The sequence below is a fragment of the Flavobacterium bizetiae genome (assembly GCF_024271895.1).
GTDB lineage: Bacteria > Bacteroidota > Bacteroidia > Flavobacteriales > Flavobacteriaceae > Flavobacterium > Flavobacterium bizetiae.
This window is the reverse complement of sequence record NZ_CP091861.1, coordinates 89389-115098: the sequence shown is the minus strand read 5'-3', so window position 1 is coordinate 115098 and position 25710 is coordinate 89389. Positions and strand designations below refer to the sequence as shown.

The 25710-nt window shown below is 34.6% G+C and carries 25 protein-coding genes and 1 riboswitch; of the genes, 10 read left to right on the top strand and 15 right to left on the bottom strand.

What is annotated here, in order from left to right; all coding sequences use genetic code 11:
* The first annotated feature begins 64 nt into the window (after positions 1-64).
* From L0669_RS00595 to L0669_RS00585, 3 genes are all read left to right on the top strand, one after another.
* Positions 65-1288: a hypothetical protein gene (locus L0669_RS00595; RefSeq protein WP_263760545.1), complete on the top strand. Its 1224-nt coding sequence runs from the start codon at positions 65-67 to the stop codon at positions 1286-1288.
* A gap of 109 nt (positions 1289-1397) precedes the next feature.
* Positions 1398-2492 (top strand): OprO/OprP family phosphate-selective porin, encoded by a 1095-nt coding sequence (locus L0669_RS00590; protein ID WP_263760543.1) that lies wholly within the window; start codon positions 1398-1400, stop codon positions 2490-2492.
* A 26-nt stretch (positions 2493-2518) separates the two neighbouring features.
* Positions 2519-3949, top strand: coding sequence for an anion permease (locus L0669_RS00585; RefSeq protein WP_173970387.1), 1431 nt, complete (start codon positions 2519-2521; stop codon positions 3947-3949).
* Positions 3950-3951: 2 nt separating this feature from the next.
* On the opposite strand, the gene L0669_RS00580 is transcribed toward L0669_RS00585, so the two are convergent.
* Complete coding sequence (locus tag L0669_RS00580) at positions 3952-4263, bottom strand: GNAT family N-acetyltransferase (RefSeq protein ID WP_228520454.1); 312 nt, start codon at positions 4261-4263, stop codon at positions 3952-3954.
* A 290-nt stretch (positions 4264-4553) separates the two neighbouring features.
* Here L0669_RS00580 and L0669_RS00575 point away from each other — a divergent pair, with 290 nt between their 5' ends.
* A complete protein-coding gene (locus L0669_RS00575) occupies positions 4554-5213 on the top strand; it encodes an alpha/beta hydrolase family protein (RefSeq protein ID WP_263760542.1) in 660 nt (219 codons plus the stop codon).
* Between the two features lie 528 nt (positions 5214-5741).
* Here the strand turns inward: L0669_RS00575 and L0669_RS00570 are convergent.
* A complete protein-coding gene (locus tag L0669_RS00570; RefSeq protein WP_042567304.1) occupies positions 5742-6257 on the bottom strand; it encodes a hypothetical protein in 516 nt (171 codons plus the stop codon).
* Positions 6258-6424: 167 nt separating this feature from the next.
* On the opposite strand from L0669_RS00570, the gene rpmH reads away from it, so the two are divergent.
* On the top strand, positions 6425-6586 hold the full coding sequence (gene rpmH / locus L0669_RS00565) for a 50S ribosomal protein L34 (RefSeq protein ID WP_008464848.1): 162 nt from the start codon (positions 6425-6427) through the stop codon (positions 6584-6586).
* A gap of 144 nt (positions 6587-6730) precedes the next feature.
* A complete protein-coding gene (gene carB, locus L0669_RS00560) occupies positions 6731-9586 on the top strand; it encodes a carbamoyl-phosphate synthase large subunit (RefSeq protein ID WP_263760540.1) in 2856 nt (951 codons plus the stop codon).
* Positions 9587-9679: 93 nt separating this feature from the next.
* Here carB and yiaA read toward each other — a convergent pair whose 3' ends face one another.
* The 6 genes from yiaA to L0669_RS00530 form a co-directional block, all read right to left on the bottom strand.
* A complete protein-coding gene (gene yiaA, locus L0669_RS00555; RefSeq protein WP_263760538.1) occupies positions 9680-10078 on the bottom strand; it encodes an inner membrane protein YiaA in 399 nt (132 codons plus the stop codon).
* A gap of 14 nt (positions 10079-10092) precedes the next feature.
* Entirely contained in the window at positions 10093-10767 is a 675-nt protein-coding gene (locus L0669_RS00550) for a TIGR02117 family protein (RefSeq protein WP_263760536.1), read from the bottom strand.
* Between the two features lie 198 nt (positions 10768-10965).
* The gene (locus L0669_RS00545) at positions 10966-11502 is read right to left on the bottom strand and encodes a DUF4252 domain-containing protein (protein ID WP_263760534.1); all 537 of its coding nucleotides are present in this window, start codon (positions 11500-11502) and stop codon (positions 10966-10968) included.
* Position 11503: 1 nt separating this feature from the next.
* Positions 11504-12031: a DUF4252 domain-containing protein gene (locus L0669_RS00540; protein WP_173970394.1), complete on the bottom strand. Its 528-nt coding sequence runs from the start codon at positions 12029-12031 to the stop codon at positions 11504-11506.
* A 14-nt stretch (positions 12032-12045) separates the two neighbouring features.
* Complete coding sequence (locus L0669_RS00535) at positions 12046-12504, bottom strand: hypothetical protein (protein ID WP_263760533.1); 459 nt, start codon at positions 12502-12504, stop codon at positions 12046-12048.
* On the bottom strand, positions 12491-13000 hold the full coding sequence (locus L0669_RS00530) for an RNA polymerase sigma factor (RefSeq protein WP_173970396.1): 510 nt from the start codon (positions 12998-13000) through the stop codon (positions 12491-12493). Before L0669_RS00530 ends, L0669_RS00535 begins: the two co-directional genes overlap by 14 nt.
* A 172-nt stretch (positions 13001-13172) precedes the next feature.
* Between L0669_RS00530 and L0669_RS00525 the strand changes: the two genes are divergently transcribed.
* Complete coding sequence (locus L0669_RS00525; protein WP_263760531.1) at positions 13173-14645, top strand: S41 family peptidase; 1473 nt, start codon at positions 13173-13175, stop codon at positions 14643-14645.
* 82 nt (positions 14646-14727) lie between these two features.
* Here L0669_RS00525 and L0669_RS00520 read toward each other — a convergent pair whose 3' ends face one another.
* The 7 genes from L0669_RS00520 to L0669_RS00490 all read right to left on the bottom strand — a co-directional run bounded on the left by L0669_RS00520 (position 14728) and on the right by L0669_RS00490 (position 22351).
* Positions 14728-15798, bottom strand: coding sequence for a YncE family protein (locus L0669_RS00520; protein WP_263760529.1), 1071 nt, complete (start codon positions 15796-15798; stop codon positions 14728-14730).
* A gap of 5 nt (positions 15799-15803) precedes the next feature.
* Positions 15804-17666, bottom strand: coding sequence for a TonB-dependent receptor plug domain-containing protein (locus tag L0669_RS00515; RefSeq protein WP_263760527.1), 1863 nt, complete (start codon positions 17664-17666; stop codon positions 15804-15806).
* A gap of 27 nt (positions 17667-17693) precedes the next feature.
* A riboswitch (cobalamin riboswitch) is annotated at positions 17694-17904 on the bottom strand.
* A gap of 67 nt (positions 17905-17971) precedes the next feature.
* Positions 17972-18505: an alpha-ribazole phosphatase gene (cobC, locus tag L0669_RS00510; RefSeq protein WP_263760525.1), complete on the bottom strand. Its 534-nt coding sequence runs from the start codon at positions 18503-18505 to the stop codon at positions 17972-17974.
* Positions 18490-19287, bottom strand: coding sequence for an adenosylcobinamide-GDP ribazoletransferase (locus tag L0669_RS00505; protein WP_263760523.1), 798 nt, complete (start codon positions 19285-19287; stop codon positions 18490-18492). Before L0669_RS00505 ends, cobC begins: the two co-directional genes overlap by 16 nt.
* 156 nt (positions 19288-19443) lie before the next feature.
* Complete coding sequence (gene cobT / locus L0669_RS00500) at positions 19444-21123, bottom strand: nicotinate-nucleotide--dimethylbenzimidazole phosphoribosyltransferase (protein ID WP_263760521.1); 1680 nt, start codon at positions 21121-21123, stop codon at positions 19444-19446.
* 171 nt (positions 21124-21294) lie between these two features.
* Complete coding sequence (gene cobU, locus L0669_RS00495) at positions 21295-21801, bottom strand: bifunctional adenosylcobinamide kinase/adenosylcobinamide-phosphate guanylyltransferase (RefSeq protein WP_263760519.1); 507 nt, start codon at positions 21799-21801, stop codon at positions 21295-21297.
* 187 nt (positions 21802-21988) lie between these two features.
* Positions 21989-22351: a C1orf53 family protein gene (locus L0669_RS00490; protein WP_173971134.1), complete on the bottom strand. Its 363-nt coding sequence runs from the start codon at positions 22349-22351 to the stop codon at positions 21989-21991.
* Between the two features lie 171 nt (positions 22352-22522).
* On the opposite strand from L0669_RS00490, the gene L0669_RS00485 reads away from it, so the two are divergent.
* The 3 genes from L0669_RS00485 (at position 22523) to L0669_RS00475 (ending at position 25609) form a co-directional block, all read left to right on the top strand.
* Positions 22523-23665, top strand: coding sequence for an ABC transporter substrate-binding protein (locus tag L0669_RS00485; protein WP_263760516.1), 1143 nt, complete (start codon positions 22523-22525; stop codon positions 23663-23665).
* A 5-nt stretch (positions 23666-23670) separates the two neighbouring features.
* On the top strand, positions 23671-24699 hold the full coding sequence (locus L0669_RS00480; RefSeq protein ID WP_263760514.1) for an iron ABC transporter permease: 1029 nt from the start codon (positions 23671-23673) through the stop codon (positions 24697-24699).
* A gap of 133 nt (positions 24700-24832) precedes the next feature.
* Positions 24833-25609: an ABC transporter ATP-binding protein gene (locus tag L0669_RS00475; RefSeq protein WP_263760512.1), complete on the top strand. Its 777-nt coding sequence runs from the start codon at positions 24833-24835 to the stop codon at positions 25607-25609.
* The last annotated feature ends 101 nt before the right edge of the window (positions 25610-25710 follow it).

Genomic DNA, 25710 nt, shown 5'->3' with positions numbered 1-25710 from the left:
AATGTTAAATTCTTACGTTTTTTTTATACCTTAGTCAGCATAATTGTACTAAACTATTATTAATATGAAAAAGAGTATTTTATTTTTTGCTATTTTAATGATTGGTTTATATAGTCTGCCTGTATTTTCTCAAACAGATAATGAACCTGTTGCTTTAGGTTTGCCGGGCGATAATCTTAGTTTGTTCGCGGTATTGGATATTTTTCAAAAATCTAAAACTTTAGAAGATTTTGAAAAAGCATTAAACGATCCGGATAATAAAGTTAATAATTTAGATTTAAATGATGACGGACAAATTGATTATATCGAAGTAGAAAGTCATAAAGAAGGTAATACGCATGTAATTGTACTTCAGGTTGCTGTAAATAATAATGAAACACAAGATGTCGCTGTTATCGAAGTGGATAAAGATAAAAAGAACAATATTCACGTTCAGGCCATTGGCGATGAAGATTTATACGGTAAAAATTATATTGTTGAACCTGCTGATGCCACTTCCGGAACACCAAATCCCGGTTATAAAGGCAATACTACCGTAATTGTAAATAATAATACAACGAATAATTATAATACAACGACTAGCAATCCGAGTTATGTCACTACCAGTGTAAGTGCCTGGCCGGTTGTTCTGTTTTTGTTTTCTCCAATATATGTTGCTTACAGATCTCCATGGCATTGGGGCTACTATCCGCCATACTGGCGTCCTTGGCGTCCGGTTTATTACCATGATTATTGGGGTTATCACGGGCATTATTACAGAAGTCCTTACTATCGCAGAACTGCTGTGATAAGAAATCCAAGATATTATAATAGCTATTCGTCAAGAAGAAATACATCCGTAATTGTTCGAAATAACAGAACGAACGGACGTTATAATACTACTTATAATGGTAGAGATTATAAAAGACCGGCACCCGTTACAAGACCAACACGACCTGGAAATTCAACGAGACCAGGAAATACGACTCGACCAGTAACGCGTCCTACTAATCCGTCAACCAGACCTGGAAATACGACCAGACCTGTAACACGACCTACAAATCCGTCGACCAGACCTGGAAATACAACAAGACCTGTAACGCGTCCTGTAACTCCAACCAATCCGTCGACCCGACCAGCTGTACGACCAACGCAGCCAGTAACAAGGCCAACGCAACCTGTAACAAGACCAACGACAAGACCAGTTGCACCAACTAGTCCGTCTACACGTCCTGCTGTACGACCAACGCAACCAACAACGCGACCAGCGACGGCAAGGCCGGCAAGCGGAGGTTCTAATAGAAGATAAAACGAGGTTCTTTATAATTGCTAATTGACTTAATTTTTTAGTTATAATGCTTATGAGTAAAAATTTACACGTAATACTATTTTTTGTTCTTTTTATAATGCCACTTTTTATGAATGCACAAACGGCCAATACACCAGCGCCTGAAGATTCTGAAAGTAGTGTTAAGTATCCTCAGTTTCAATTTAAAGGTCTTTTGCAGGCTAGATATTTAGAAAGTTTTGGCGATAATGTCGATGTTTTGGGAGTGCATCATTCGACAGGCGAGGTTACTCAAAGTTCGTTTGATATTAAAAGAATGCGTGTAGGATTAAATACAAAACTAAGCGAAGCGACAGAAGTTGTGATTTTAGTGAATTTAGCTGATTTTAAATCAGATCCTAAAGGTAAAGTTTTGGAGAACGCTTACGGGAAATATACTTTTAATCGATATCTGGCTTTAACAGGAGGGCAATTCAGGCCTGCTTTTGGTATTGAGGAATTGGTTCCGGTTGATATCATTAAATCATTCGACTTCTCTAACCAATATTACGAATTTGGAAAAAATGGCTGGACAAGTTTTCAAATTGGTGCTTCTGCATCAGGATCTGTTGATCTTGGAAAAATTCCTTTTAGCTATGCTGTTTCTGTTTTAAATGGGAATGGAAGAAATCAGGAAATGGACAATGATAACGGGAAACAATATGCCACAAGATTGGTTTTTGGATTGTCAAAATTGCATAAGATAGATCTGGGTTTAAATGGTGGAATCGGAAAAAGATCGAATCAAAAAGTTTTTGCTGTAGGTGTAGATATTACAAGTGATTTTAAACTAACAGACAAGTTTACTTTTGATTTGCAAATCGAATATAAACAAGGAACGAATCAAAATTTGTATTTTACTTTGCCTCCTGAAGGCAGAACTTCAAAAATTGATGATTATCAAATGCGTGGTATTTATTTTTTACCTAACCTGAGATATCTGGTAGATTATAAAAAATTAACTTCGCTGGAATTATCCTGCCGATTTGAATCTTTTGATAATAATTTTAAAACAAATCCCAATTTAAGAAGGACTTATACACCTATGATAAGTCTTGAATTTGGTAAAGCATATACCGGTCGTATTGAGATGGGATTTGAAATCGATAAGTACGATAAAGATATTCCTGATACATCATACTATAGTGACAACTTGTTCCTGATTCAGTTTCAGTTGCGACTTTAATAATATTTAATTTAATTCTTATTTTTATGAAAGAAGTAAAAATTCCTCAAGCCCTGATCACACTTGTAGTTGGAATTGCAATCTGGTTAATTCCTGCTCCGGATGGTGTTGTAATCGAAGCATGGCACTTATTTGCCATATTTGTAGCCACTATTTTGGGGATTATTTTAAAAGCTGCCCCAATGGGAACTATGTGTATGATTGCGATCGCATTGACTGCTTTTTCGCAAGTTTTGGCTCCGGGTGAAGCAGGAAAATCAATCACTTTGGCCTTAAGAGGTTTTGGAGATAAAGTAATCTGGCTTATCGGAATTTCGTTTTTTATTGCACGAGGCTTTATTAAAACAGGATTAGGAAACAGAATCGCTTTTTTATTCATTAGAATATTCGGAAAAAGTTCGCTTGGTCTTGCCTATGGTTTAGGATTAGCTGATTTGGTTTTGGCTCCGGCAGTACCAAGTAATACGGCAAGAGGAGGAGGGATTATTTATCCTATCATGAAATCGATGTCAATGAGTTTTGGCTCAATGCCTGATCAGCCTGAAACACACAGAAAATTAGGTTCGTATCTTACTTTAAGCAGTTATAATGCTAACTTAATAGCATCTTCTATGTTTTTAACCGGAACCGCGAGTAACCCAATGTGTCAAAAATTTGCGCTTAATTTAGGTATCAAGATTAGTTGGATTTCGTGGGCAACAGCAGCTATTGTTCCGGGTTTGGTGGCATTTTTTGTAATTCCATTAGTGTTGTACAAAATTTATCCGCCAGAATTAAAGAAAACAGGAGATGCTCCGCAAATTGCCGCTCAGAAATTAAAAGAAATGGGGCCTATAACACGTAACGAGTGGATGATGTTGTTGACTTTCTTTATCTTATTGTTTTTGTGGATGACAGGAGATTTGTTTTCTATTGATGCCACAACAACTGCATTTATTGGTTTGGTGATTTTATTACTTACTTCGGTTTTAACCTGGGAAGATGTAAAAGCCGAAAAAGGTGCTTGGGATACAATTGTGTGGTTTTCGGTTTTAGTAATGATGGCCAGTTCGCTCAACGAATTGGGTTTTATTGGCTGGTTTAGTAATTTGGTAAAAGCTGAAATTGGAGGTTTAAGCTGGCAAATGGCTTTTCCTATTATTATATTGGTGTACTTTTTTAGCCATTATCTTTTTGCAAGTGCAACCGCACACGTCGCTGCGATGTATGCGGCTTTACTTGGTGTAGGTGTTTCGCTTGGAATTCCGGGTTTACTACTCGCTTTTATGCTTGGTTTTGTAGGGTCAATTTACGGAACTTTAACGCATTATGGTCACGGTCCGGCACCTGTTTTCTTTGGGAGCGGCTACGTCGATTTAAAAAGTTGGTGGGTCAAAGGGTTAGTTACCGGATTAACAATGTTGCTTATTTACATGGTTATCGGCGGACTATGGCTAAGACTTATTGGATATTTTTAAAATTAAATTCTAATCCCGGGAGGAAGTAATTCCTTATACTGAGGATTTTTTTTGATAAACAATACAATTCGAGGATGAATAGGCATTAATCTGAATTTCTTTTCGATGATAAGTTCCATGATGTTTTTAAGTACTACATCAATTAATGCTTGATTGTCAAAACCTTCTGGTGAGTTGATTTTGGTTAGAAAGATTTTCTTCTCCTGAAATGAATATTCAACAGAAAGTAATCCTTCAGGGACTATGGTTTCAAATTGTCTTGCAAAAGTATTGTCTTTGATTTCCATAGTTTCAATAGGTTCCATATTAGTCATGTTTTTTGGGGATTGAATTAAAAAAATAATAGAAAAAGAACGTTAATAGTAATGTGCAAAAGGTCCCGGATGAATCTTTTGATAATGGTTATAATGAGTGCAAAGGTAATCATTTGATTTTCAATATGAAATTATTTTTTGTTAGTCCTCTAAAGGCTTGGGTTAACTATGTCTTTTTGTAGATTTATTATGTTTAAATTAATTATGGTGTAAGATTTGCAGTGCATATTGCTAAAAAAAGTAATTTTAGCATGCAATTAAAATTTGTAACCATAATCTCTTTCTGTTAAATGAGTAAAATTCCTGTATACTTTATGCCTGGTCTGGCAGCTAGTCCTGCTATTTTTGAAAGAATCAAATTAGATGAATCTGTTTTTGAGGTTTGTTTGCTAGAATGGGAAATTCCGCAGACAAAAGAATCTCTGTCTGATTATGCACTTAGAATTTCGAAAAACATCAAACACGAGAATCCGGTTTTAATTGGAGTTTCTTTTGGCGGAATTCTGGTTCAGGAAATCGCCAAACATATCAAGGCGCGAAAAGTGATTATTATTTCGAGTGTGAGAAGTAATGTCGAATTTCCTCGAAGAATGAAAATTGGTAAAAAAACGAAAGCCTACAAGCTGATTCCGATGAAGCTGATTTTGAATATCGAAAATCTGGCAAAATATTCTTTTGGAGAAAAAGTCAATAAACGTATTAAGTTGTACGAGAAATTCCTTGCGGTTCGCGATCTAAAATATTTGCAATGGGCAGTGGAATCGGTTATTTTATGGGATAGAAGTGAGATAGATACAAAAGTGGTTCATATACACGGCGATCAGGATGATGTTTTTCCTATTAAGTATATCAATAGTTGTATTGTTGTAAAAGGCGGAACACACATTATGATTCTGAATAAATATAAATGGCTGAATGAGAATTTGCCTTCGATTATTTTGGAGGATTAAAATTTAAGGAAATTCCAATTATGCGCAATGTTGTCATCCTGAGGAACGAAGGATCACACTCGCAATTCGACAAAGATTGGCGATTAAGTTTGCGGAATTTCTGGTGTGATCCTTCGTTCCTCAGGATGACAAACTATATGTTAATGCAAGAGACAATAACTTTTTTTAGGAGCTAATCCCGCTATCCGTTACAATCTTTTGTGCCGAACCCCGGCACAAAAGGATTTCCACTTCTATCGGGGCTAGGACAATCATTTTCATAACAATGTTTTTCGTGTAGTTTTAGATCTCGAATTAGGGATCAAATTCCAAATGTTTTGCGGTTAAGAATCTTTGTCAAAGTTTTAAACTTTGACAAAGATAGTGGCGTATAGTAAACCCGACAGGTTTTAAAAACCTGTCGGGTTTCGCTGAAACTGATAAAATGAATTTAAAAAGGAAAATCTAAACTCTTTCATCTAAAATGAAAAAATCCCAAATTCACATTGGAATTTGGGATTTTGAAAATATTGAAATTTGAAAAAAAAATTAGATTTTCTTCATTTGTTCTTTCATCATAGTGATTTGCTCTTTTAGCATTCCTTGCTTGTCTAATTTCTTAGCTTCGTTAAGTAGGTTAGTTGCTTCAAGCTTTCTGCGGCGTGACATTGCAACTCCTGCAAGGTTTAATTTTGCTACGGCTAAATCCATGTCCATTGATAGTCCAAGTTCGATTGCTTTTTTGAAATGTTTCTCGGCTTGGTTGATATTGGTTTGAGATAACATAATTCCGTGAAGGTAATTAAAGTATCCTTGTTGTTTTCTTACTAATGCAGCTTCTGGGTTTTTGATGTATGCCAGCCATTTTTTAGCCCCTTCGAAGTCTTGTTTTCTTAATTTAAGGAAGGCTAAAAGGATAAATTCGTTTTTAAAGTAAAGAAAAATCGGAATTGCCGTCAATAATATAAGGAAGATTCCGTTTCCGATATTGCTTTCAGTAAATTGCCAGATGCCAGCAACTACAAGAAGTCCGGCTAAAATAAGTTTAATATTTTTGTGAAACATAATAGTTATATATTTGTGATTGCAAATATAGTAAAATGAATTAAAAATATTTTTATTAAAGTACTTGCCAGAAAAAAAAGTCTTTGTATATTTGCACTCGGTTTTAGAATAAGGTTATTGTAAAACAGAAAAACAGATATTAGATACCATTTTAAAGATACAAAGCAATGAGCAAAAGAACGTTTCAACCATCGAAAAGAAAAAGAAGAAATAAGCACGGATTTATGGACAGAATGGCTTCTGCGAATGGAAGAAAAGTTCTAGCGCGTAGAAGAGCAAAAGGAAGACATAAATTAACTGTTTCTAGCGAGCCTAGACACAAAAAATAATGTTTGTATAAACATACATAAGGCGATTACTTTTTTAGTATCGCCTTTTTTTATACCTTGTCGGTAAAAAAAATGTAACATTCTAGTTTCTAAAGCACTGTGAATGTTTTTGAATACATATAATAACTACACAATACATACAAAATGCCTAAAGACACATCAATAAAATCAGTTTTAATAATAGGGTCAGGACCTATTGTTATTGGTCAAGCTTGCGAATTTGACTATGCAGGATCTCAATCTGCTCGTTCTATTCGTGAAGAAGGAATTGAAGTTATCTTGATAAACTCGAATCCAGCGACTATTATGACCGACCCAACAATGGCCGATCATATATATTTGAAACCTTTAACTACAAAATCGATTATTGAGATTCTGAAAGAACATCCACAAATTGATGCGGTTTTGCCAACAATGGGTGGACAAACTGCTTTGAATTTATGTTTGGAAGCTGAAGAAAAAGGAATCTGGCAGGATTTTGGAGTAAAATTAATTGGAGTTGACGTAAACGCAATTAATATTACCGAAGACAGAGAGCAATTTAAACAGCTTTTAGAAAAAATTAATGTACCAACTGCACCTGCAAAAACGGCTACTTCATACTTAGAAGGTAAAGAAATTGCACAGGAATTTGGTTTTCCGCTTGTAATTCGTCCTTCATTTACACTTGGAGGAACAGGAGCAGCAATTGTTTACAAAAAAGAAGATTTTGATGAACTTTTAACTCGCGGTCTTGAAGCATCGCCAATACACGAGGTTTTGATCGACAAAGCTTTGATGGGGTGGAAAGAATATGAGTTAGAACTTTTAAGAGATAAAAATGATAATGTTGTAATCATTTGTTCGATCGAAAATATGGATCCGATGGGAATTCATACCGGAGATTCGATTACAGTTGCACCAGCGATGACATTATCAGATACTACATTCCAGAAATTACGTGACTATGCCATCCTGATGATGCGTAGTATTGGTAATTTTGCGGGAGGTTGTAACGTACAATTTGCAGTTTCACCAGACGAAAAAGAAGATATCGTAGCGATCGAGATTAATCCTCGTGTGTCTCGTTCATCAGCTTTAGCATCAAAAGCAACGGGTTATCCAATTGCTAAAATTGCTTCTAAACTAGCTTTAGGATACAATCTTGATGAATTGCAAAACCAAATTACAAAATCAACTTCGGCTCTTTTTGAACCAACTCTTGATTATGTAATCGTAAAAATACCACGTTGGAACTTTGATAAATTCGAAGGTGCTGACAGAACTTTAGGTCTTCAGATGAAATCTGTTGGTGAAGTTATGGGAATTGGACGTTCGTTCCAGGAAGCTTTACATAAAGCAACTCAATCTCTTGAGATTAAGAGAAATGGTTTAGGTGCTGACGGAAAAGGATATAAAAACTACGAAGAGATTATCGAGAAACTAACTTTTGCAAGTTGGGATCGTGTTTTTGTAATTTATGATGCCATCGCAATGGGAATTCCGTTGAGCCGTATTCATGAAATCACAAAAATAGATATGTGGTTCTTAAAACAATACGAAGAGCTTTATACTTTAGAGAAAGAAATTTCGAACTATAAAATTTCGACTCTTCCTAAAGAACTTTTGCTTGAAGCGAAACAAAAAGGTTTTGCCGACAGACAAATTGCTCACATGTTAAATTGTCTTGAAAGCGAAGTACATACTTTACGTATGGATAAAAATATTAACCGTGTGTTTAAACTGGTTGATACTTGTGCAGCTGAGTTTAAAGCAAAAACACCTTATTATTACTCGACTTTTGAGGCCGAAATCGAAAAAGCAAACGGTGAGCGTTATGTAGATAACGAAAGTATTGTAACAGAGAAAAAGAAAATTATAGTTCTTGGTTCAGGACCAAACAGAATTGGACAAGGAATTGAGTTTGATTATTCTTGTGTACACGGAGTTTTGGCTGCTAAAGAATGTGGTTACGAAACGATCATGATCAACTGTAATCCTGAAACGGTTTCGACTGATTTTGATACGGCAGATAAATTATACTTCGAGCCAGTTTTCTGGGAACATATATATGACATCATTCAACATGAAAAACCAGAAGGTGTTATTGTACAATTAGGTGGTCAAACGGCTTTGAAATTAGCTGAAAAATTATCTAAATACGGAGTAAAAATCATCGGAACTAGTTTTGATGCACTTGACTTAGCGGAAGACAGAGGACGTTTCTCAGATTTATTGAGAGAATTACACATTCCTTTCCCACAATTCGGAATCGCTGAAACTGCTGATGAGGCTTCTGCACTTGCAGATACTTTAGACTTCCCATTATTGATTCGTCCTTCTTATGTATTAGGAGGTCAGGGAATGAAAATTGTAATCAACAAAAAAGAACTTGAAGAGCACGTTATCAACTTATTGAAAACGATTCCAGGAAATAAATTACTTTTAGATCACTATTTAGCCGGAGCAATCGAAGCTGAAGCTGATGCAATTTGTGATGCTGACGGAAATGTGTACATTATAGGAATTATGGAGCATATCGAACCTTGCGGAGTTCACTCTGGAGATAGTAATGCTACTTTGCCTCCTTTTAACTTAGGAGAATTCGTAATGCAGCAAATAAAAGATCATACTAAAAAGATTGCAAGAGCGCTGAAAACAGTTGGTTTAATCAACATTCAGTTTGCGATAAAAGATGATACAGTTTATATTATCGAGGCAAATCCTAGAGCTTCCAGAACGGTACCGTTTATTGCAAAAGCTTACGGAGAACCATATGTAAACTACGCTACGAAAGTAATGTTAGGTCACAATAAAGTAACTGACTTTGATTTTAATCCACAATTAAAAGGATACGCGATCAAACAACCGGTTTTCTCTTTCAGTAAATTCCATAATGTAAACAAAGCATTAGGGCCAGAAATGAAATCAACAGGAGAAAGCATCTTGTTTATTGATGACTTAAAAGACGATCAATTCTACGAATTGTACTCTAGAAGAAAAATGTATTTGAGTAAATAATCTCAAATCCTGATATTAAAAAAGCTCCAATGAAAATTGGAGCTTTTTTTGTGGTTTAATTTGGAAGTTGGTTTAATTAATTATGTTTTAAGATTATTCACTTTGGCTAAATGACATATTATCCCTTGTATTTTTTTGTACCGAAATAGCACCAAAAAGCGCTAATAGAAAAGCAAATGCATAAAAACCTTTTTCACTTGGTAAAATTGTAGCGTTCCAAAGGCCTACAACTAATAATACAATAGATAAAAGAGTTCCGAACCAACAGATTCCGTAGTAGATATCAGTTACAGGAAGTTTTTCAAGTCTGTCTCTAACACTTTTTTGTAATGAAACAACGGCAAATAAACCAAACATTAAAACGGTAAAATAATATCCTTTTTCGTTTAATAACATTTCGGCTCTTGCAAGACCTACTATAAAACCAACTGTTCCTGCTCCAAGAGCTACCCAAGATGCCGCTATGAAGGCATTCGATGTTTTTTGTATCATGTTTATATATTAAATTATTTGTATTTAGAAAAAATTCCTGAATCTGTAGCCGTCCAGAAACAACATTTTTGCCCGCTTGCTTTCAGGGCGCTGTTGGCCCAGGTATTGCAGGTATGAAACAAACTGTAGCTTCCGTTGGCTTCATAGAAAGCATCAGTTTTACCGTAATTAGCGTCTGTTTTTATAGGAAAGAAATTGCCTGAAGCATCTTTTTGAAAACTATTGTTGATGTATTGTATTAAACGATCGTATTGTTCTTTGCTAATCATCATCTTTTTGCAATCATCACCTTCTTTTAAAGATTTGTAGTATGTAGCGTGAATAGCAGTATTACTTAATCCTGAAGCAGCTTTGAATGCGACAGAAGCTTTTAAGCCTGACCATTCTGGCGTTTCTAAATAAAAACCTTTGTCACCCCAACCCATGGCGAGATATTTATAAGTAGAATCGGCAGCTTTTGTATTAGCAAATTGTACTTTTTGACTCCAGTCGATCTGGTCGCTTTTGGTTGGCATTACAATATCAGTATGTACGCCATTGGTTAAAATATAAATTTCGACTTCAGGTTTTGTGTTGGGTTCTTGTTGTACTGTGATTTTAGAAAGAGAAAATACAGCAATTAGATAAATTAGAATAAATCCTAAAAAGACTAAGAATATTTTAAGCGCAATTTTTAATGCTTTTTTCAAGATGATTGATAAGGGTATAAGGTTAGTTATTTAGTAAGTTTTAAATTAAAAAACTTATTTGGTTAGGTGCAAATATAATTAAATTAGATCCGGATCAAAATAAAAAGCAATAAATATTAGGCAGTATAATCTTGTAAAAATTAGGCATAAAAAAAGCTCCCAAATGAGAGCTTTTTTATTAAAATAGGATAGATGTTATTATTTAACCAGTTGTTGCAAAGGCTTTAATTGTTCCATGTCGATTTTTGATTCTCTTAGAACAGACATTAATGTCATGATATTATTTGGGTTCATGTTTTCGCCCAAAACGCGCACTACTGCAAAACCGTTTTCTTTTCTATTGGCAAAAACTACAAACTCTTTAATGTTATCATCAGCGCCTACATAACTTATTGATGCGCCATCTTTACCTGAGCCAAAACTCATCAATTGCTGGTATTTTGGATCTTTTAAAATCGCTTTGACTTTGGCTCTTTCTGCTTCAAACTGAACCTGATTTGTAGCATTAGCTTTAAAAGCCAGGATGTTCATCTTATCAAATGATTTTAAAGCTTCATTTTGTTCTGCTGATAATTTTGTTTTCTCTACATTTAAAATACTAGGCGAAACATCAAGAGCAATAAAATTTTTATTGTCTGTATTTTCTACAAAATATTTCTGCAATGAAGGTTCAGAATTACAACTTACTAAAGTTAGTAACACTAAAAGGGCTGAGGTAAAAATGTTAGTTCTCATTTTATTTTTTGCCTTTAGAGGCTTTTTTTAGATCAGCACCACCAGGAAGTTGCATCTTGTCTGTAAGTACTGAAATTTCGTTAATATCAAAATTACCTGTTAGCGATAATAAAACAGTTTCGTCTTTTTTCGCTCCGTCAACGTACATTAATAATTCTCTTATCTGAGAGTCTGTTGCTCCTGATTTTACAGATATTCTAACGTTTCTGCCACCATCATTAATGCGCATTAATTCTTCTAATCCTGCTGTTTTTACATATTTGTCAGCAGAAGCTTTCATGTCAGCTTCAATTTTAGGATTTTTAGTAGTAAACACTTTTAAGTTGTCTAATTTTTTAATCAGGTTAATGTATTGCTGGGTTTCTTTATCAGAAGGATCAGCTTTTACTTTACTCATTAAATCAAACATTTTTTTGTTTACAATTACTGAGGTTACATCGTCCTGACCATCAAATTTGTCAAATGCTCCCTGTGCATAAAATGCATGGCTAACGAATGCTAAAACTAGTGTTATGATGAAATTTTTCATTTGATTGATTTTAATTATTGTTTAAAAATTTTGTTTTTTGATTCTTCGTATTGTCTAATGTATTGTACACTTCCGATACCTACATTAACGTTGCTTGATAATAAGGCCAAAGCTTTTTGCGTTGCAGCAAGTGCTTCTTCCGGATCATCATAAGTTCCTAATTCTGTTTGCGCTACAGTGTCTACTGTATTTTTTTCGCTTACATAAAAATAGGTTCCAATTCCTAGTAAAACAACAGCAGAAGCCGCTATCGATAACCACGCCACATTTTGTTTGTTAGTTTTTAGTGGTATTTCCTGCGTCGATTTCTGTTCTTTTACATGAGAGAAATAACCAAACATAGGTTTGTATTGTTCTAAATGCTGCGCAATATTTGGTGATGAAAAATAATCTTTTAATTCTTTTTCTTCGGCAATACTGGTTTCTCCCTGAAAGTATTTTTCTAATATATCTTCTATTTTATTGAATTCCATAACTGTGTGTGTTAATCATTGACTCTCTTATTTTTTTTCTCGCTCTCGAAAGTGCTACCCGAATAGCCGTTTCATTCATGTTGACAATTTTCGCAATTTCATCAAATTCATATTGTTCAACATCGCGTAACTGAATTAATATTTGTAATTGTTCGGGCAACTGACTTATAATTTTTTCAACCCATTCTAAACTGTTCGAATCCTCTAATTTTTTATCCAGCTGAGGTTCCCGGTCAGTATAATTATTATGAACAATTTGAAGATTTCCGGCTCTTTTAGATTTTAACTGATCCAGACAATAATTTTTGGTCATTGTCATGGCGAGTGCTTCAATACTATTATAAGAGTCTAAATTTTCTTTTTTATTCCATAATTTTACTATCACTTCCTGTGTAGCGTCCTCGGCTTCTTCTGTACTGGTTAATAATCTTTTTGCCAGACGAAAAACTTTGTCTTTAAAAGGATTTATTAATTCTATAAACACATTCTGATTCATAAAATTGGTTGGTTATTCGTTGGTTACTCGTTAGCTTATATAGTCAAGACGAGGCACTATTATTTTTGTTACACGACAGATGTGAATTTTATTAAAAAAAATACAATAAAAATAATTAATGTTAAAACTAAAGATACTATTTTTACGTTAGTACTACATAGATACCTACTATATGAAAACAATTTTAAAGAGTGTACTGTTATTATTTTTACTAGCTTTTTCTTTACAGTCTTGTGAGGATCAGGATGATGTTGCTGCACCAGCTGATTTGCAGGTTAAGGATTTCATTTGGAAAGGTTTAAATCAGTTTTATTTATGGCAAGCCGATGTGCCAAATTTAGCCGATGATCGTTTTAATAATCAGGAAGCATTGAACTCTTTTTTAAGAGGATATTCTCAACCGGAAGATTTATTTCAGGCTTTATTAAATAAACCCATTAGCAAATTCCCAAAAGGTCAGGCAATTGATCGTTTTAGCTGGATCGTTTCTGACTACACTGTTTTAGAGCAGGAACTACAGGGAACTACAAAAAATAACGGAGTAGAATTTGGATTAAGTTATAAACCTGGTAGTACAACAGATTTACTGGGTTATGTACGTTACATTATTCCTAATTCTGATGCTTCAGGAAAAGCAATCAAACGTGGTGATATTTTTTCAGCAGTAAACGGAACTCAACTTACCGTTTCAAATTATAGATCTCTTTTATCTGCCGATAGTTATACTTTGAGTTTTGGTACTCTTAATGGGACTAGTTTTGAATCTAACGGAAAAACAGTTTCATTAGTAAAAAGCACTTTAGACGAAAATCCTATTTTCATCAATAAAGTAATTACTTCAGGAAGTCATAAAATTGGCTATTTGATGTATAATGGTTTTTATGCCAATTACGATGCACAATTAAATGCGGCTTTCGCCGAATTTAAATCGCAGGGAATTACAGATCTTGTTCTGGATTTAAGATATAATGGAGGAGGTTCTATACAAACTGCCACTCGTTTGGCAAGTATGATTACTGGACAATATACAGGTAAAATTTTTGCTAAAGAAAAATGGAACGCAAAGATAAATGCTGCTTTTGAAATTGATAATCCGGAATATTTAAACAATCGTTTTGTAGACAAAATAGACGGAAGTCCGATAAATAGTCTGAACTTGTCTAAAGTATATATTCTGACTACGTCAGGTACAGCTTCTGCCAGTGAATTGGTGATAAATGGTTTAGTGCCTTATATTTCAGTAGTTCAGGTAGGAGAGACAACAATTGGTAAAAACGTAGGATCTGTTACTTTATACGATTCTCCAACTTTTGGAAAAGCAAAAAGAAATCTAAATCACAAATATGCTATGCAGCCTTTGGTACTTAAAATTGTAAATGCTGCTGATTTCGGAGAATACACAGATGGTTTAAAACCAACTTTCGAGCAATTAGAGCGTATTAGTAATTTGGGAGTTTTAGGCGATACATCAGAACCATTATTGAGTGTTGCTATTTCGCAAATTACCGGAGCGACTGCTAAAAAATCGCAATTGGACAGTGGTATAGTTTTAAAGAATTTTACCGATGCCAAAGCAATGGATGGAGTAAGAAATCAAATGTATGTGAAAGATGCTCCTGAAGGACTTCTAAGATCATTAAAATAAAGACATAAAAAAGGCTTTCATTTCTGAAAGCCTTTTTTATTTTTAGAATATTCCAAAAACAAATTCTAAAATACTTAAATAATTAATTATTAAAGTAAAATCCGTTTGGATTAACGCCTACGCTAAATTCATTAGTAAGTTTTCCTGTTAGAGAATAGATATAAATATCTCCATTATCTACATTATTTACTTTGTCTGCAACATATATTTTGCTGTTTTTTACGGCCAGTCCATAAAGTGAGGTAACCTCAGTAGCCTTGAAAATTGGAGCGGTTGGTAAAGTTGTAGCGCTTGTAGCAAGAGAGTAAATATTACTGTCGATAGTGTAATATAATTTATCGTTTTCAATATCTAAATATCCAGGATGTGTTATACCGTCAAAACTAAGAGTTGAAGTAATAGTATTCGTGCTTAGACTGACTTTTACCAATTTACCAGCTGTTTGTTTCGGAGCATAGTAAGGATATCCTTCGCATAAAATATACAAACTTCCATTGTCTTTTACCAATCCTGCAGGCATATCACCTACCTCAAAGTTAGTTACTACCGAGTTAGTTGCAGCATTAATTATAGTTAGTGAATTTCCGAAGTTGTAACCACCTTTATGAGTTACATAAAGTTTACCACCGTTTTCAATTATTTTTTCAGGTCCTTCAACTACAGAAATTTTAGATGTAATCGTGTTTGTAGTAAGATCAAGAATCCCTACATAATCATCTTTTGAATCATTTCCGTCTCCCCAGTTTGTAACATATCCTTTTCCGTTTGCAAAAGCAATATATCTAGGGGTTTTGATGTCTGTAGTAACAGTCGCAACGCTTTTGAAGGTGTATCTGTTTACTACTTCAATTTTATTCGTATTATTTACAATCAAATAAGCGAAGTTTCCATTAAAACCAATGCATTGAATAATATCATTTTTTGTTTTTTCAGGATTCAATAAAGAAAAAATATTGTTTTCAATTTTTAAATCATCTGATAAATATGATACATTTCCATTCGATTTCAAAAATTGACCTTCATTTGCAATAAATAATCCCCCTTCGTAATTGCCACGAGGTTCCGGTGTTGTATCATCATTATCGCTGCTACATGACACAAAAAATGCCGAGCTTAATATGACAGTTAAAAATAGTTTGTTAAATCTTTTCATTGTATTTAAAAATTAAGGTTTATGTATATTGTAAAATTTCTTCCCGGCATTTGTCTGTTAGAAACGGGTTGGTAATTTTCATTCCAGATATTTAAAACTTGTACACCAAGTTTGTAACTGTTCTTTTTTCCAAAATCGTAATCAACACCAACGTTACCAATATTATAATCTTTTACTTTGGTTGCAGGATTATTAAAAGGTGTTGTATAAGCATCTCCGTTGTATAAATATTGAAAATAAGAAGATGCTTTTTTCCAATTATAAGAAACCGATCCTGTTAGTTTATGGTAAGGAACATAAATCAATTGCTTGTAAACAGATTCTCCTTTTATCATTTGTTTGCTTTCAGAAACCGTATAAGCATAAGTTCCGTTTACTGTAAAATTGTTGCTGCCTATTTTTGGTTTCCATTCTAAAAGTATTTCAGCACCATAGGCTCTTACTTTATCTGTGTTTTCAGGCGCCCAGGCACCACCGCTTCCTTCAGTAGGAACCCAGCGTAATAAGTCTTTGATCGAATTATAATAGGTTGTCAGAGAGACAGAGAAATTCCTTGTAAAAAACTCATTACCAATTTCTGCCTGATAAGAAGTTTCAGGTCTTAGATCAGGATTACCACTTCCTTCCCAAAACAAATCATTGTATGTAGGCATTCTGAAATTTTTTGAAGCATTAAATTTCAAACGATAAAAATCAGTGAATTGATAACGTGTTCCAAAAGAAAATAGGAATGGATTTCCAAAATTATCGGTTATTTCCTGACGTATACTGGCATTATAATCCCATTTTTCAGTAACTAAATGACTTAAAAGTAAGCTAGCTGAGCCAACTTCTCTTTTTGCCTGATCGATGCTCGAACCATATCCTTTATTACGATTGTAATCGACAATACCATTTAGTTTGATTTTATCATTTACATCAAAAGCCAAATCATATTTTATGATAGAAGTTTCAACTTTTCCGTAGGTAAATAATTCAGAATCTATATTAGCAAAATACTTATACGATTCTCCAATATAGGCTAATTTCAATTTTGAAGTAAAACGATTCAATACACTTTCCCATTCTAATAAATTTCGGGTATTAAAATCGTTGTATTTTGTTTTGGTTTCTGTGGGTACAATTAAAGAAAAATGACGCTCTGCATCATAAAACTGACTGTATGCTTTTATGGTGTTTTTGGCATCTATTTTATATCCAAAAGTGGTGTTCATGCTGGTGTTATAATATTCACCATTTATGTTTCTCTCATCTTTTGTGCCGGGATATTTAAAATCATTATCAGAGCTGTTTCTGGAGATATTGACTTGTAAGCTGTATTTGTCAGAAGAGGTATTAATGCGATAGTTGGCACTCAAAGTATTATAACTTCCTAAGCTAAAAAATACCTGATTCGAGAATTCATTTTTAAATCTCAAATCATTATTAAGGTGAATGCTTCCGCCAATGGCACTGCTTCCGTATAAAACACTTCCTCCACCAGCTTTCACAGAAATAGAATTAAAATCTCTTGTTCCGATGGTGTTGAAATCCGTTTGACCTAAAAATTGTGAATTAATATTGATGCCATTCCAGATAACTGCTGTTTGTGCTGCAGTAGTTCCTCTAAAAGAAGGTCCGGATGTCATACCAAGACCATTTTCTTTAAAATAAATGACAGTATTGAAATTTAAAAGAGACGTTAAAGAAGAAGCGTTTTTATTGATAACGGAATCATTTAATACCTGAACCGATTGTGAGGCAGAGTATTTTTTAAGATTCGCATCAGAAACGATGACTTCTTTTAACTTATTAATAGAATCATTCTGCGCCCCAACAATATGGCACAATAGTAATAAACAAAACGCGAAAAGCTTTTTTAAAGTCATAATTTCTGCACTCTTTTTCCCGAGAGTTCGATATTGGTTACAAAGGCAGGTCTCCTGGCTTGCGTTTTGCTGTTTACCTTCCCATTCGCCGGGGCGAGCAGTGGTATTGGAGATAACAACAAACATTCTTTTCAGAACTAAGCTTACAGTTGCGGGTACAGCTCAAGATTTTCTAATGATTACTTGATTCCCTTTTAATGTGTTTCGAAATAACACAACCTTAATTGTTTGCAAAGATAAAGTTAAAAATGTCGATTTTTCTAATTTGTTTGATTATAAAGAAGATATTCTCAACAAAAGGTCATTTAAAGTATTATTTTTATTACCTCGCCAAAATCTACATTATTATTAAAAGCATCTTTTAAGGGTAAAGAAGTATGGTGACATAAAATGCTGCGAATCACGCCGGCATGGGCTACAATAATTATTGGCGTAATTATTTCTTTTGAAAGTTGAGAAAAAAAGTCACCCACACGTTCGTGCAACGCAATAAAAGATTCCCCATTTGAAACACTAATATTTACAAAATCTTCCATCCAGGGATTAAGTTGTTCTGGCGGGATTTCGTTCCAGTTTTTCATTTCCCAATCGCCAAAATTCATTTCCATTAAGCGATCTTCTTTTTCAAATGAAATTGTCTTAATAGTATGCTGAATGTATTCGGCTAAAATAACACAGCGTTTTAAAGGACTCGAAAAAATGATTGCTTCAGAAGGTAATTGCGAAACGATATTTTCAAAAACCGAATCGAAAGGTTCTGCCAAACCCACATCAGATTGTCCGTAACAAACCCCTTTTTCGCAAATTGTTTCGGTATGACGAACTAAATAAATTTCCATATCAAAAGAATACTTAAATAATAAATAACTTCACAAACCTGTTGTGTCGCGCCAAGGCAATCTCCTGTATAACCATCAATCCATTTCTGAAAATAACGAGCTAAAAAATAACGCATGATAAAAACCGGAACCAAAGCAAAAAGAAATTGATAGCGGAAATAAGAGAAAACAAATAATGGGAATAACCCGAAGAAAAAGGAACCTGAAATTTCTTTCCAGGTGTGATTTTTGGCAATGGGTTTGCTTTTGCTCGAAGCATCATCTCGAGAATATTCATGCGTAAAAATAATGGAGATTGCCGCCAAACGGCTTAAAGCATGAGCCGAAACAAATAAAAGATAAACCTGAATAAGCGCCATAGCATTATCCCCTTTAAAAAGCGAAACAGATTCTGAAAGTAATTTGAATTTTAGTAAAAAAAGTAAAACCAAACCAATTGCTCCGTAAGCGCCAATAGCGCTATCCTTCATAATCATTAGGATTTTCTCTTTTGTCCATCCTCCGCCAAAACCATCGCAAACATCAGCAAAGCCATCTTCGTGAAAAGCTCCCGTAGTAAGTACAGAAATAATCAGCGCAAAAATTACCGCAGTTTCTGTTGAAAGAAAAAGAGAAAAAAGATAAAAAGCCAAAAATGATATACTGCCAACAATCCATCCAATTAAAGGGAAATATCGAGTGGCTTTGTTTAAATAATCAGGATGATGATCAATGTTTTTAGGACACGGAATCCTGGTGTAAAACATTAGAGAGGTAAAGAAGATATGTAGTTCTTTTTTCATTCTTAAGATTGGTTTTTTATATAGTTTGTCATTTCGACGAAGGAGAAATCTTCGCAATAAGCTCGACAAAGATTGAATCTCATCGCGGAGATTTCTCCTTCGTCGAAATGACAAGATTACGGCGAATTTTTTTAAACTGAAAACTGCGACTTATTTCTACTTCCTACTAACCCCCGCACTTTCAAAACTTGCCATATCATTCAAAAATGCCTCTGCCGATTTTAAAATAGGAAAAGCAATTGCGCAGCCCGTTCCTTCACCTAAACGTAAATCCAGATTTAAAATAGGTTTTGCACCTAAATAATTCAATAATTTATCATGCGCTTTTTCGGCAGAACAATGACAGAAAATAGCATTGTTTTTAATATCAGGATTAATTTTCGAAGCAATCAAAAAAGCGACGCTGCAAATAAAACCATCAACTAGAATCAGCATTTTATTATCGTAAGCCGCTAGCATTCCGCTCGCGATTTGTATAATTTCGAAACCTCCAAAATAGGCGAGTTGCTGTTTTAATTCGGCTTGACCGGAATAATTTTCAATGGCGCTTTTTAGAATATCCTGCTTCTGAGATAGTTTTTCATTTTCAACTCCTGTTCCTTTTCCAACACAATCTTCAATACGCAAATCGGTTAAAAGACTCATTAAAACCGAAGCTGTCGAAGTATTTCCAATTCCCATTTCGCCAAAGCCAATGCAGTTAGAACCCGTTTGAGCAATTTCTTCAACAATCGATTTGCCTTTTTCAAAACACAATTGCAATTCGGTTTCGCTCATGGCAGGAATATGCAAAAATGATTGCGTTCCTTTTGCGATTTTGGCATTAATTAAATTGGCATTCGTTGGGAAATCATAATTTACTCCCGCATCAACAATTGATAATTTAATATCATTCTGATTACAAAAAACGTTTATCGCCGCACCGCCTTCCAGAAAATTACCCACCATTTGGCGCGTAACATCCTGCGGATAAGCGCTCACACCATGATTCGCAATTCCGTGATCTGCGGCAAAAACGATTATATTGGGATTTATTATTTTCGGATTCAGCGTTTCAAAAATCGTTGCCATCTGATAAGCCAGCGTTTCTAAAGTGCCCAAAGAACCAATAGGTTTCGTTTTAGAATCTATTTTTTCTTGCAAAAGTGTGCTAAAATCAGGTTTAAGTTCAGTCGGTTTTTCAGCTTTCAGATCAAAATCTGAGAGAATATCTTCGGTAATATTTTTAATTTCGGTACAAACCGGAGCTTCAGATTTTTGTTTCCAATGCAATTGTTGCAACATCGGTTGATTATCATAATTCGTTGCCGGTTTTCCTATACAGAAATAACCCAACGGCTCAATATTTTCAGGTAAATCAAGAATTTTTTTAAACTGGTGATAATTCAAAATCGAAACCCAACCCATTCCATAACCTTGTTCGGTAAGTGAAAGCCAGATATTCTGTGCCGCACAAACCGAACTAAATTTCACTGCTTCGTTACTACCCACAGTCCCAATCGTAAACTGATTGAGAACAGATCGGTCATAAGCAATAATGAGCCCAATTGGAGCTTCGTCAATCGCTTCAAGTTTCAAAGATTTATAATGTTCTTTTTGTTCCGGGTTATCAGTAAGTTCTTCAGCTTTTTTATTATAATCTAAAAAGAGATTCTTTACCGCCGTTTTAACTTCATTAGATTTAATGATAAAATACCTCGTAGCATCAGTCAATCCAACAGATGGCGCCCAATGTCCGGCCTGCAAAGCTTTTTCGATCACTTCATCCGGAACTTCATCAGCCGTAAAATGTCGGGTATCTCGTCGCGATTTTAAAATATCATCTAAATAACTCATTGTTAAATTCCAATTTGGTTGAAAATTCCAAACTTTTAAATTCCAAATTCCAATTTGACATAAATCTCATTAAAGAATCTAAAAAATTTAAAGATTTAAGTAAAGATAAGCTATCACGTTCGAATTTGGAATTTAAAAGTTTGGAATTTCCTCTCCAGTTTTGGAATTTAATTATTTAATTTTAACTGGAATTCCAGAAACCATCAACACCACTTCATCAGCATTAGATGCCAAAAACTGATTCATCCAGCCTTGCAATTCGGTAAATTTTCTGCCAATGTGAGTTTCGGCATGAACGCCCATTCCAATTTCGTTGGTTACAATAATTAAGGTAGCATTTTCCTGATTCGCGATCGAAAGAAATTCTTTTTTAGCTTCTTCCAGACTTAAATTCACATCATATTGATGGTCAGTAAAAAAGTTGGTTAACCAAAGCGTCACACAATCGATCAGCGCTACTTTTCCGGTAAAATCAATTTTACTTAAATATTTTTCCTCTTCAATATTCGTCCATCGTTCATCACGTTCTTGCTGATGACGATCGATTCTGTTCTGGAAATCAGCATCCCATTTTCTCGCCGTTGCCACATAAATAGGCGAATTTGAAAGTTGCAACGCCAAGTTTTGAGCATAACTGCTTTTTCCTGATCGCTCACCTCCGGTAATTAAGTAAATCATTTTAATTGTGAATTGTTAGTTGTGAAATGTAAATTGTTAGGGCGTTCCCTACGGTCGGGCTATCCACTATATCTTTTATTTTTTAAAGAAAAAAATAAAAGGATATCGCTACTATCCCTAACGCAAAAGACCAATCGTAGAAAAACAGTTATAAATTTATCACTAATAATTCATAACTCATAACAATTTAATAAGGGCAATGTCTACAGTCATTTCCGCAGCAAGAACCTCTTTTTAAGTGAAACCAGGTTTTAAAAACATAATTTCCATTTTCGATATAATAATCAATTCCTTCAATTAGTTTTTCTTGTTTGGGTAAAGTTATGGCTTTGTTTTTAAGCGCTTTTTGAGGCGTAATCGTTTCTACATAAGCATCAATTTTGTCTTCGCAAGCTTCTTTAAAGCAAACCGGACAAAGGCAATCGCCACCATCAGAAAGGTTAAAAATAGGAGGGAAATCATTGCACCAACATTTGCTTTCTGCTGAAATATCTCCACAAGTAAAAGAAGATTCACAGCTGGAACAAACTTTTGTTTTTATGCTATTCATAGGTTAAATGTAGTATTTATTGCTTTTTGTAAGAATAAAGATAAATAAAAAAAATAGAAATTGCCTTACCTTTGTCACTATCAAAATGCAAATTACGAAATGGTGATGATTTAAATTAAATGTCGAAATCCAGAAATCAAAAACTATTCCTTAAAATAAGATAACCTATATATGAAAAAATTATTCCCTAAATTAATTTTTATTTTACCTCTTTTTCTTCTTGTTGGATGTAAAAAAAATGAGACTGAAACCGTTGCAAAAGATACTAATGCAAAAAATAGTATCGAATATGCATCCGGGCTTTCTATTGTTAAACACGAAGGATATTCAGTAGTAACCGTAACAGAACCATGGCCAAATGCCAATGCAAAATTTACTTATGTCCTAAAAGAAAAAGAAGCTAAAGTTCCGGACAGTTTACAAAAATACACCACCATAAAAGTGCCTTTAGAATCTGTTGTGGTAACTTCAACAACCAATATTCCGTTTCTTGAAATGTTAGAAATAGAAGATAAATTGATTGGTTTTCCTCATACTGATTACGTTTCCTCAGAAAAAACAAGAGCTTTAATCGACAAAGGCTCCGTTAAAAATGTAGGTGAAAACGAAAAATTAAACATCGAGCAATTAATCGAATTATCTCCGGATCTGATTGTAACTTTTGGTGTAGACAACAACAATCCAACATTGGATAATTTAAAGAAAAGCGGACTAAACGTATTGATCCAGGCCGATTGGATGGAGCAATCTCCTTTAGGAAAAGCAGAATGGATCAAACTTTACGGAGCTTTATTTGGTAAAGAAGACAAGGCTAAAGAATTGTTTGATAAAATTGTTTTAAGCTACGATCAGGCCAAAAAATTAGTAGCTGATAAACCTGCGACTTCAACTGTTTTATATGGTTCTATGTATGAAGATGTTTGGTATGTAGCCAAAGGAAATAGTTGGGTTGCTCAGTTTATGAAAGATGCTCAGGCCAATTATTTATGGTCAGACTTAAAAGGAACCGGAAGCGAAGGTTTGTCTTTTGAAAAAGTATTGGTAAAAGCCAAAACGGCCAATTTCTGGATTGCTTCAGGATCATTCAAAACCTTAGAAGAATTTGGAAAAACCAATCCGCATTACAGTCAGTTTGATGCTTTTAAAAATAAAACCGTTTATACTTTCGAAGGTAAAGTAGGAGCAACCGGTGGAACCGTTTATTATGAATTAGCACCAAGTCGCCCGGATTTAGTACTAAAAGATTATATCAAGATTTTTCATCCTGACTTATTGCCAAGCTATGAATTTACTTTTGCATCAAAATTAAATTAAGTGTATTGATCAATAAAAAACGAAATATAATCCTGTTTTCGGTACTTGCCCTCGCACTTTTATTTATGTTTTTTCTGGACATTAGTTTGGGGTCAATCACCATTCCGTTCAAAGAAGTATATACGAGTTTAACGGGCGGTCAGGCCAGCAAATCGACTTGGGAATATATTATCATCAATTATCGTTTGCCAAAGGCGATTACAGCAATGTTAGTAGGCGTAGGATTGTCTATTAGCGGACTATTAATGCAAACCTTATTTCGAAACCCATTGGCGGGACCAGATGTTTTAGGATTAAGTTCCGGAGCAATTTTAGCCGTAGCCATTGTAATCTTAGGAGCGGGCTTTTTGCCGACATTTCTAAACGTAGTTTTATTATCGCCATACGGAATCGTGTTTGCTTCAACATTAGGAAGTGTTTTGGTTTTAATGTTGGTTTTGTTAGTAGCACAACGCTTGCGAAACACGATGGCAATTTTAATTGTAGGACTTATGTTTGGTAGTTTTACCAGCGCGATTGTTGGGGTTTTAACTTATTTTAGTTCGGCAGAACAATTGCAAAAATTTACCTTTTGGTCATTAGGAAGCTTAGGAAATCTCTCCTGGACATCTATTTCGATTTTAGCAGTTTGTGTTAGTTTTGGTTTGCTTTTAAGTGCTAGTAGCATCAAACCTTTAAATGCATTGCTTTTAGGTGAAAACTATGCTAAAAGCATGGGATTAAATTATAAAAAAGCAAGATTGGTCATCATATTTGCCACCAGTATTTTAGCCGGAAGCGTTACCGCTTTTGCTGGGCCAATTGCGTTTATTGGTTTAGCCGTTCCGCATATTGCAAAGCTCACATTTCAAACGAGTAATCACGCGGTTTTATATTGGAGCACTTTTTTTTACGGTGGTATCATCATGCTATTCTGCGACATAGCATCACAATTACCGGGATTAGATACCACATTGCCAATTAATGCCATAACATCAATAATTGGGGCGCCAGTTGTTGTATATTTATTAATGCGAAAAAGAAATTTTCAGTAAATAAATTTGGCCACAGATTACACGGATTAAACAGATGGGCACAGATTTTTTTAATCATTTATCCCTTTAGCTATCGGGAGTAGCAAAAAAAACTTAGCAACTTAGCATCTCAGAACCTTAGCACCTTAAAAAGATGAGCACCATCCTAAAAACTTCAAATCTAAATATTGGCTATAAGTCCAAGAAAGAAACTGTGACTATTGCCGAGAATCTTAATTTGAACTTGTCTGCAGGAAAACTCATTTCATTAATAGGAGCAAACGGAATTGGGAAATCGACTTTATTGCGAACCATTACAGGAATTCAGGAACCACTATCAGGAAATGTTTTTCTGAATGAAAAAAATATCAATACCTACAATCCTTTAGACTTAGCACAGAATCTAAGTTTGGTTTTAACCGAAAAATTACCGCCAAGTAATCTTTCCGTTTTCGAGTTAGTGGCACTAGGCCGCCAGCCTTACACCAACTGGATAGGCACTTTGACCCAAACCGACATCGAGAAAGTTCAGGAAGCATTAGAGCTGACTCAAATCGAACATTTGGCACAAAAAAAACATTTCGAAATTAGCGACGGACAATTGCAAAAAGTATTAATCGCAAGAGCTTTGGCACAAGATACCCCGCTTATTATTCTGGATGAACCCACAACACATCTCGATTTACTGCACAAAGTTTCGTTGTTTAAATTACTGAAAAAGCTCACACAGGAAACCCAAAAATGTATTTTGTTTTCGACACATGATATCGATTTGGCGATTCAGTTAAGCGACGAAATGATCATAATGACACCGGAAATAATTGTTCAGGATGAACCTTGTCATTTAATTTCAAACGGAAGTTTTGCAAATTTGTTCAAAGACGAACACATCGTTTTTGATGCGGAGAAAGGCAAGTTTATAATTACTTAATTGTTGGAAGTCCCAGCGGGACGTTATTTTATAGAAATTCAAATCACATTTAATAGAGCCGCGTAGGGGTGAAATATATATCGCTCCGCTGGAGCTTCGCG

Bases quoted from the DNA above. Each gene is read 5' to 3' on its own strand.
- L0669_RS00595 (WP_263760545.1), top strand. From the start codon at position 65: ATGAAAAAGAGTATTTTATTTTTTGCTATTTTAATGATTGGTTTATAT.
- L0669_RS00590 (WP_263760543.1), top strand. From the start codon at position 1,398: ATGAATGCACAAACGGCCAATACACCAGCGCCTGAAGATTCTGAAAGT.
- L0669_RS00585 (WP_173970387.1), top strand. From the start codon at position 2,519: ATGAAAGAAGTAAAAATTCCTCAAGCCCTGATCACACTTGTAGTTGGA.
- L0669_RS00580 (WP_228520454.1), bottom strand. From the start codon at position 4,263: ATGACTAATATGGAACCTATTGAAACTATGGAAATCAAAGACAATACT.
- L0669_RS00575 (WP_263760542.1), top strand. From the start codon at position 4,554: ATGAGTAAAATTCCTGTATACTTTATGCCTGGTCTGGCAGCTAGTCCT.
- L0669_RS00570 (WP_042567304.1), bottom strand. From the start codon at position 6,257: ATGTTTCACAAAAATATTAAACTTATTTTAGCCGGACTTCTTGTAGTT.
- rpmH (WP_008464848.1), top strand. From the start codon at position 6,425: ATGAGCAAAAGAACGTTTCAACCATCGAAAAGAAAAAGAAGAAATAAG.
- carB (WP_263760540.1), top strand. From the start codon at position 6,731: ATGCCTAAAGACACATCAATAAAATCAGTTTTAATAATAGGGTCAGGA.
- yiaA (WP_263760538.1), bottom strand. From the start codon at position 10,078: ATGATACAAAAAACATCGAATGCCTTCATAGCGGCATCTTGGGTAGCT.
- L0669_RS00545 (WP_263760534.1), bottom strand. From the start codon at position 11,502: ATGAGAACTAACATTTTTACCTCAGCCCTTTTAGTGTTACTAACTTTA.
- L0669_RS00540 (WP_173970394.1), bottom strand. From the start codon at position 12,031: ATGAAAAATTTCATCATAACACTAGTTTTAGCATTCGTTAGCCATGCA.
- L0669_RS00535 (WP_263760533.1), bottom strand. From the start codon at position 12,504: ATGGAATTCAATAAAATAGAAGATATATTAGAAAAATACTTTCAGGGA.
- L0669_RS00530 (WP_173970396.1), bottom strand. From the start codon at position 13,000: ATGAATCAGAATGTGTTTATAGAATTAATAAATCCTTTTAAAGACAAA.
- L0669_RS00525 (WP_263760531.1), top strand. From the start codon at position 13,173: ATGAAAACAATTTTAAAGAGTGTACTGTTATTATTTTTACTAGCTTTT.
- L0669_RS00520 (WP_263760529.1), bottom strand. From the start codon at position 15,798: ATGAAAAGATTTAACAAACTATTTTTAACTGTCATATTAAGCTCGGCA.
- L0669_RS00515 (WP_263760527.1), bottom strand. From the start codon at position 17,666: ATGACTTTAAAAAAGCTTTTCGCGTTTTGTTTATTACTATTGTGCCAT.
- cobC (WP_263760525.1), bottom strand. From the start codon at position 18,505: ATGGAAATTTATTTAGTTCGTCATACCGAAACAATTTGCGAAAAAGGG.
- L0669_RS00505 (WP_263760523.1), bottom strand. From the start codon at position 19,287: ATGAAAAAAGAACTACATATCTTCTTTACCTCTCTAATGTTTTACACC.
- cobT (WP_263760521.1), bottom strand. From the start codon at position 21,123: ATGAGTTATTTAGATGATATTTTAAAATCGCGACGAGATACCCGACAT.
- cobU (WP_263760519.1), bottom strand. From the start codon at position 21,801: ATGATTTACTTAATTACCGGAGGTGAGCGATCAGGAAAAAGCAGTTAT.
- L0669_RS00490 (WP_173971134.1), bottom strand. From the start codon at position 22,351: ATGAATAGCATAAAAACAAAAGTTTGTTCCAGCTGTGAATCTTCTTTT.
- L0669_RS00485 (WP_263760516.1), top strand. From the start codon at position 22,523: ATGAAAAAATTATTCCCTAAATTAATTTTTATTTTACCTCTTTTTCTT.
- L0669_RS00475 (WP_263760512.1), top strand. From the start codon at position 24,833: ATGAGCACCATCCTAAAAACTTCAAATCTAAATATTGGCTATAAGTCC.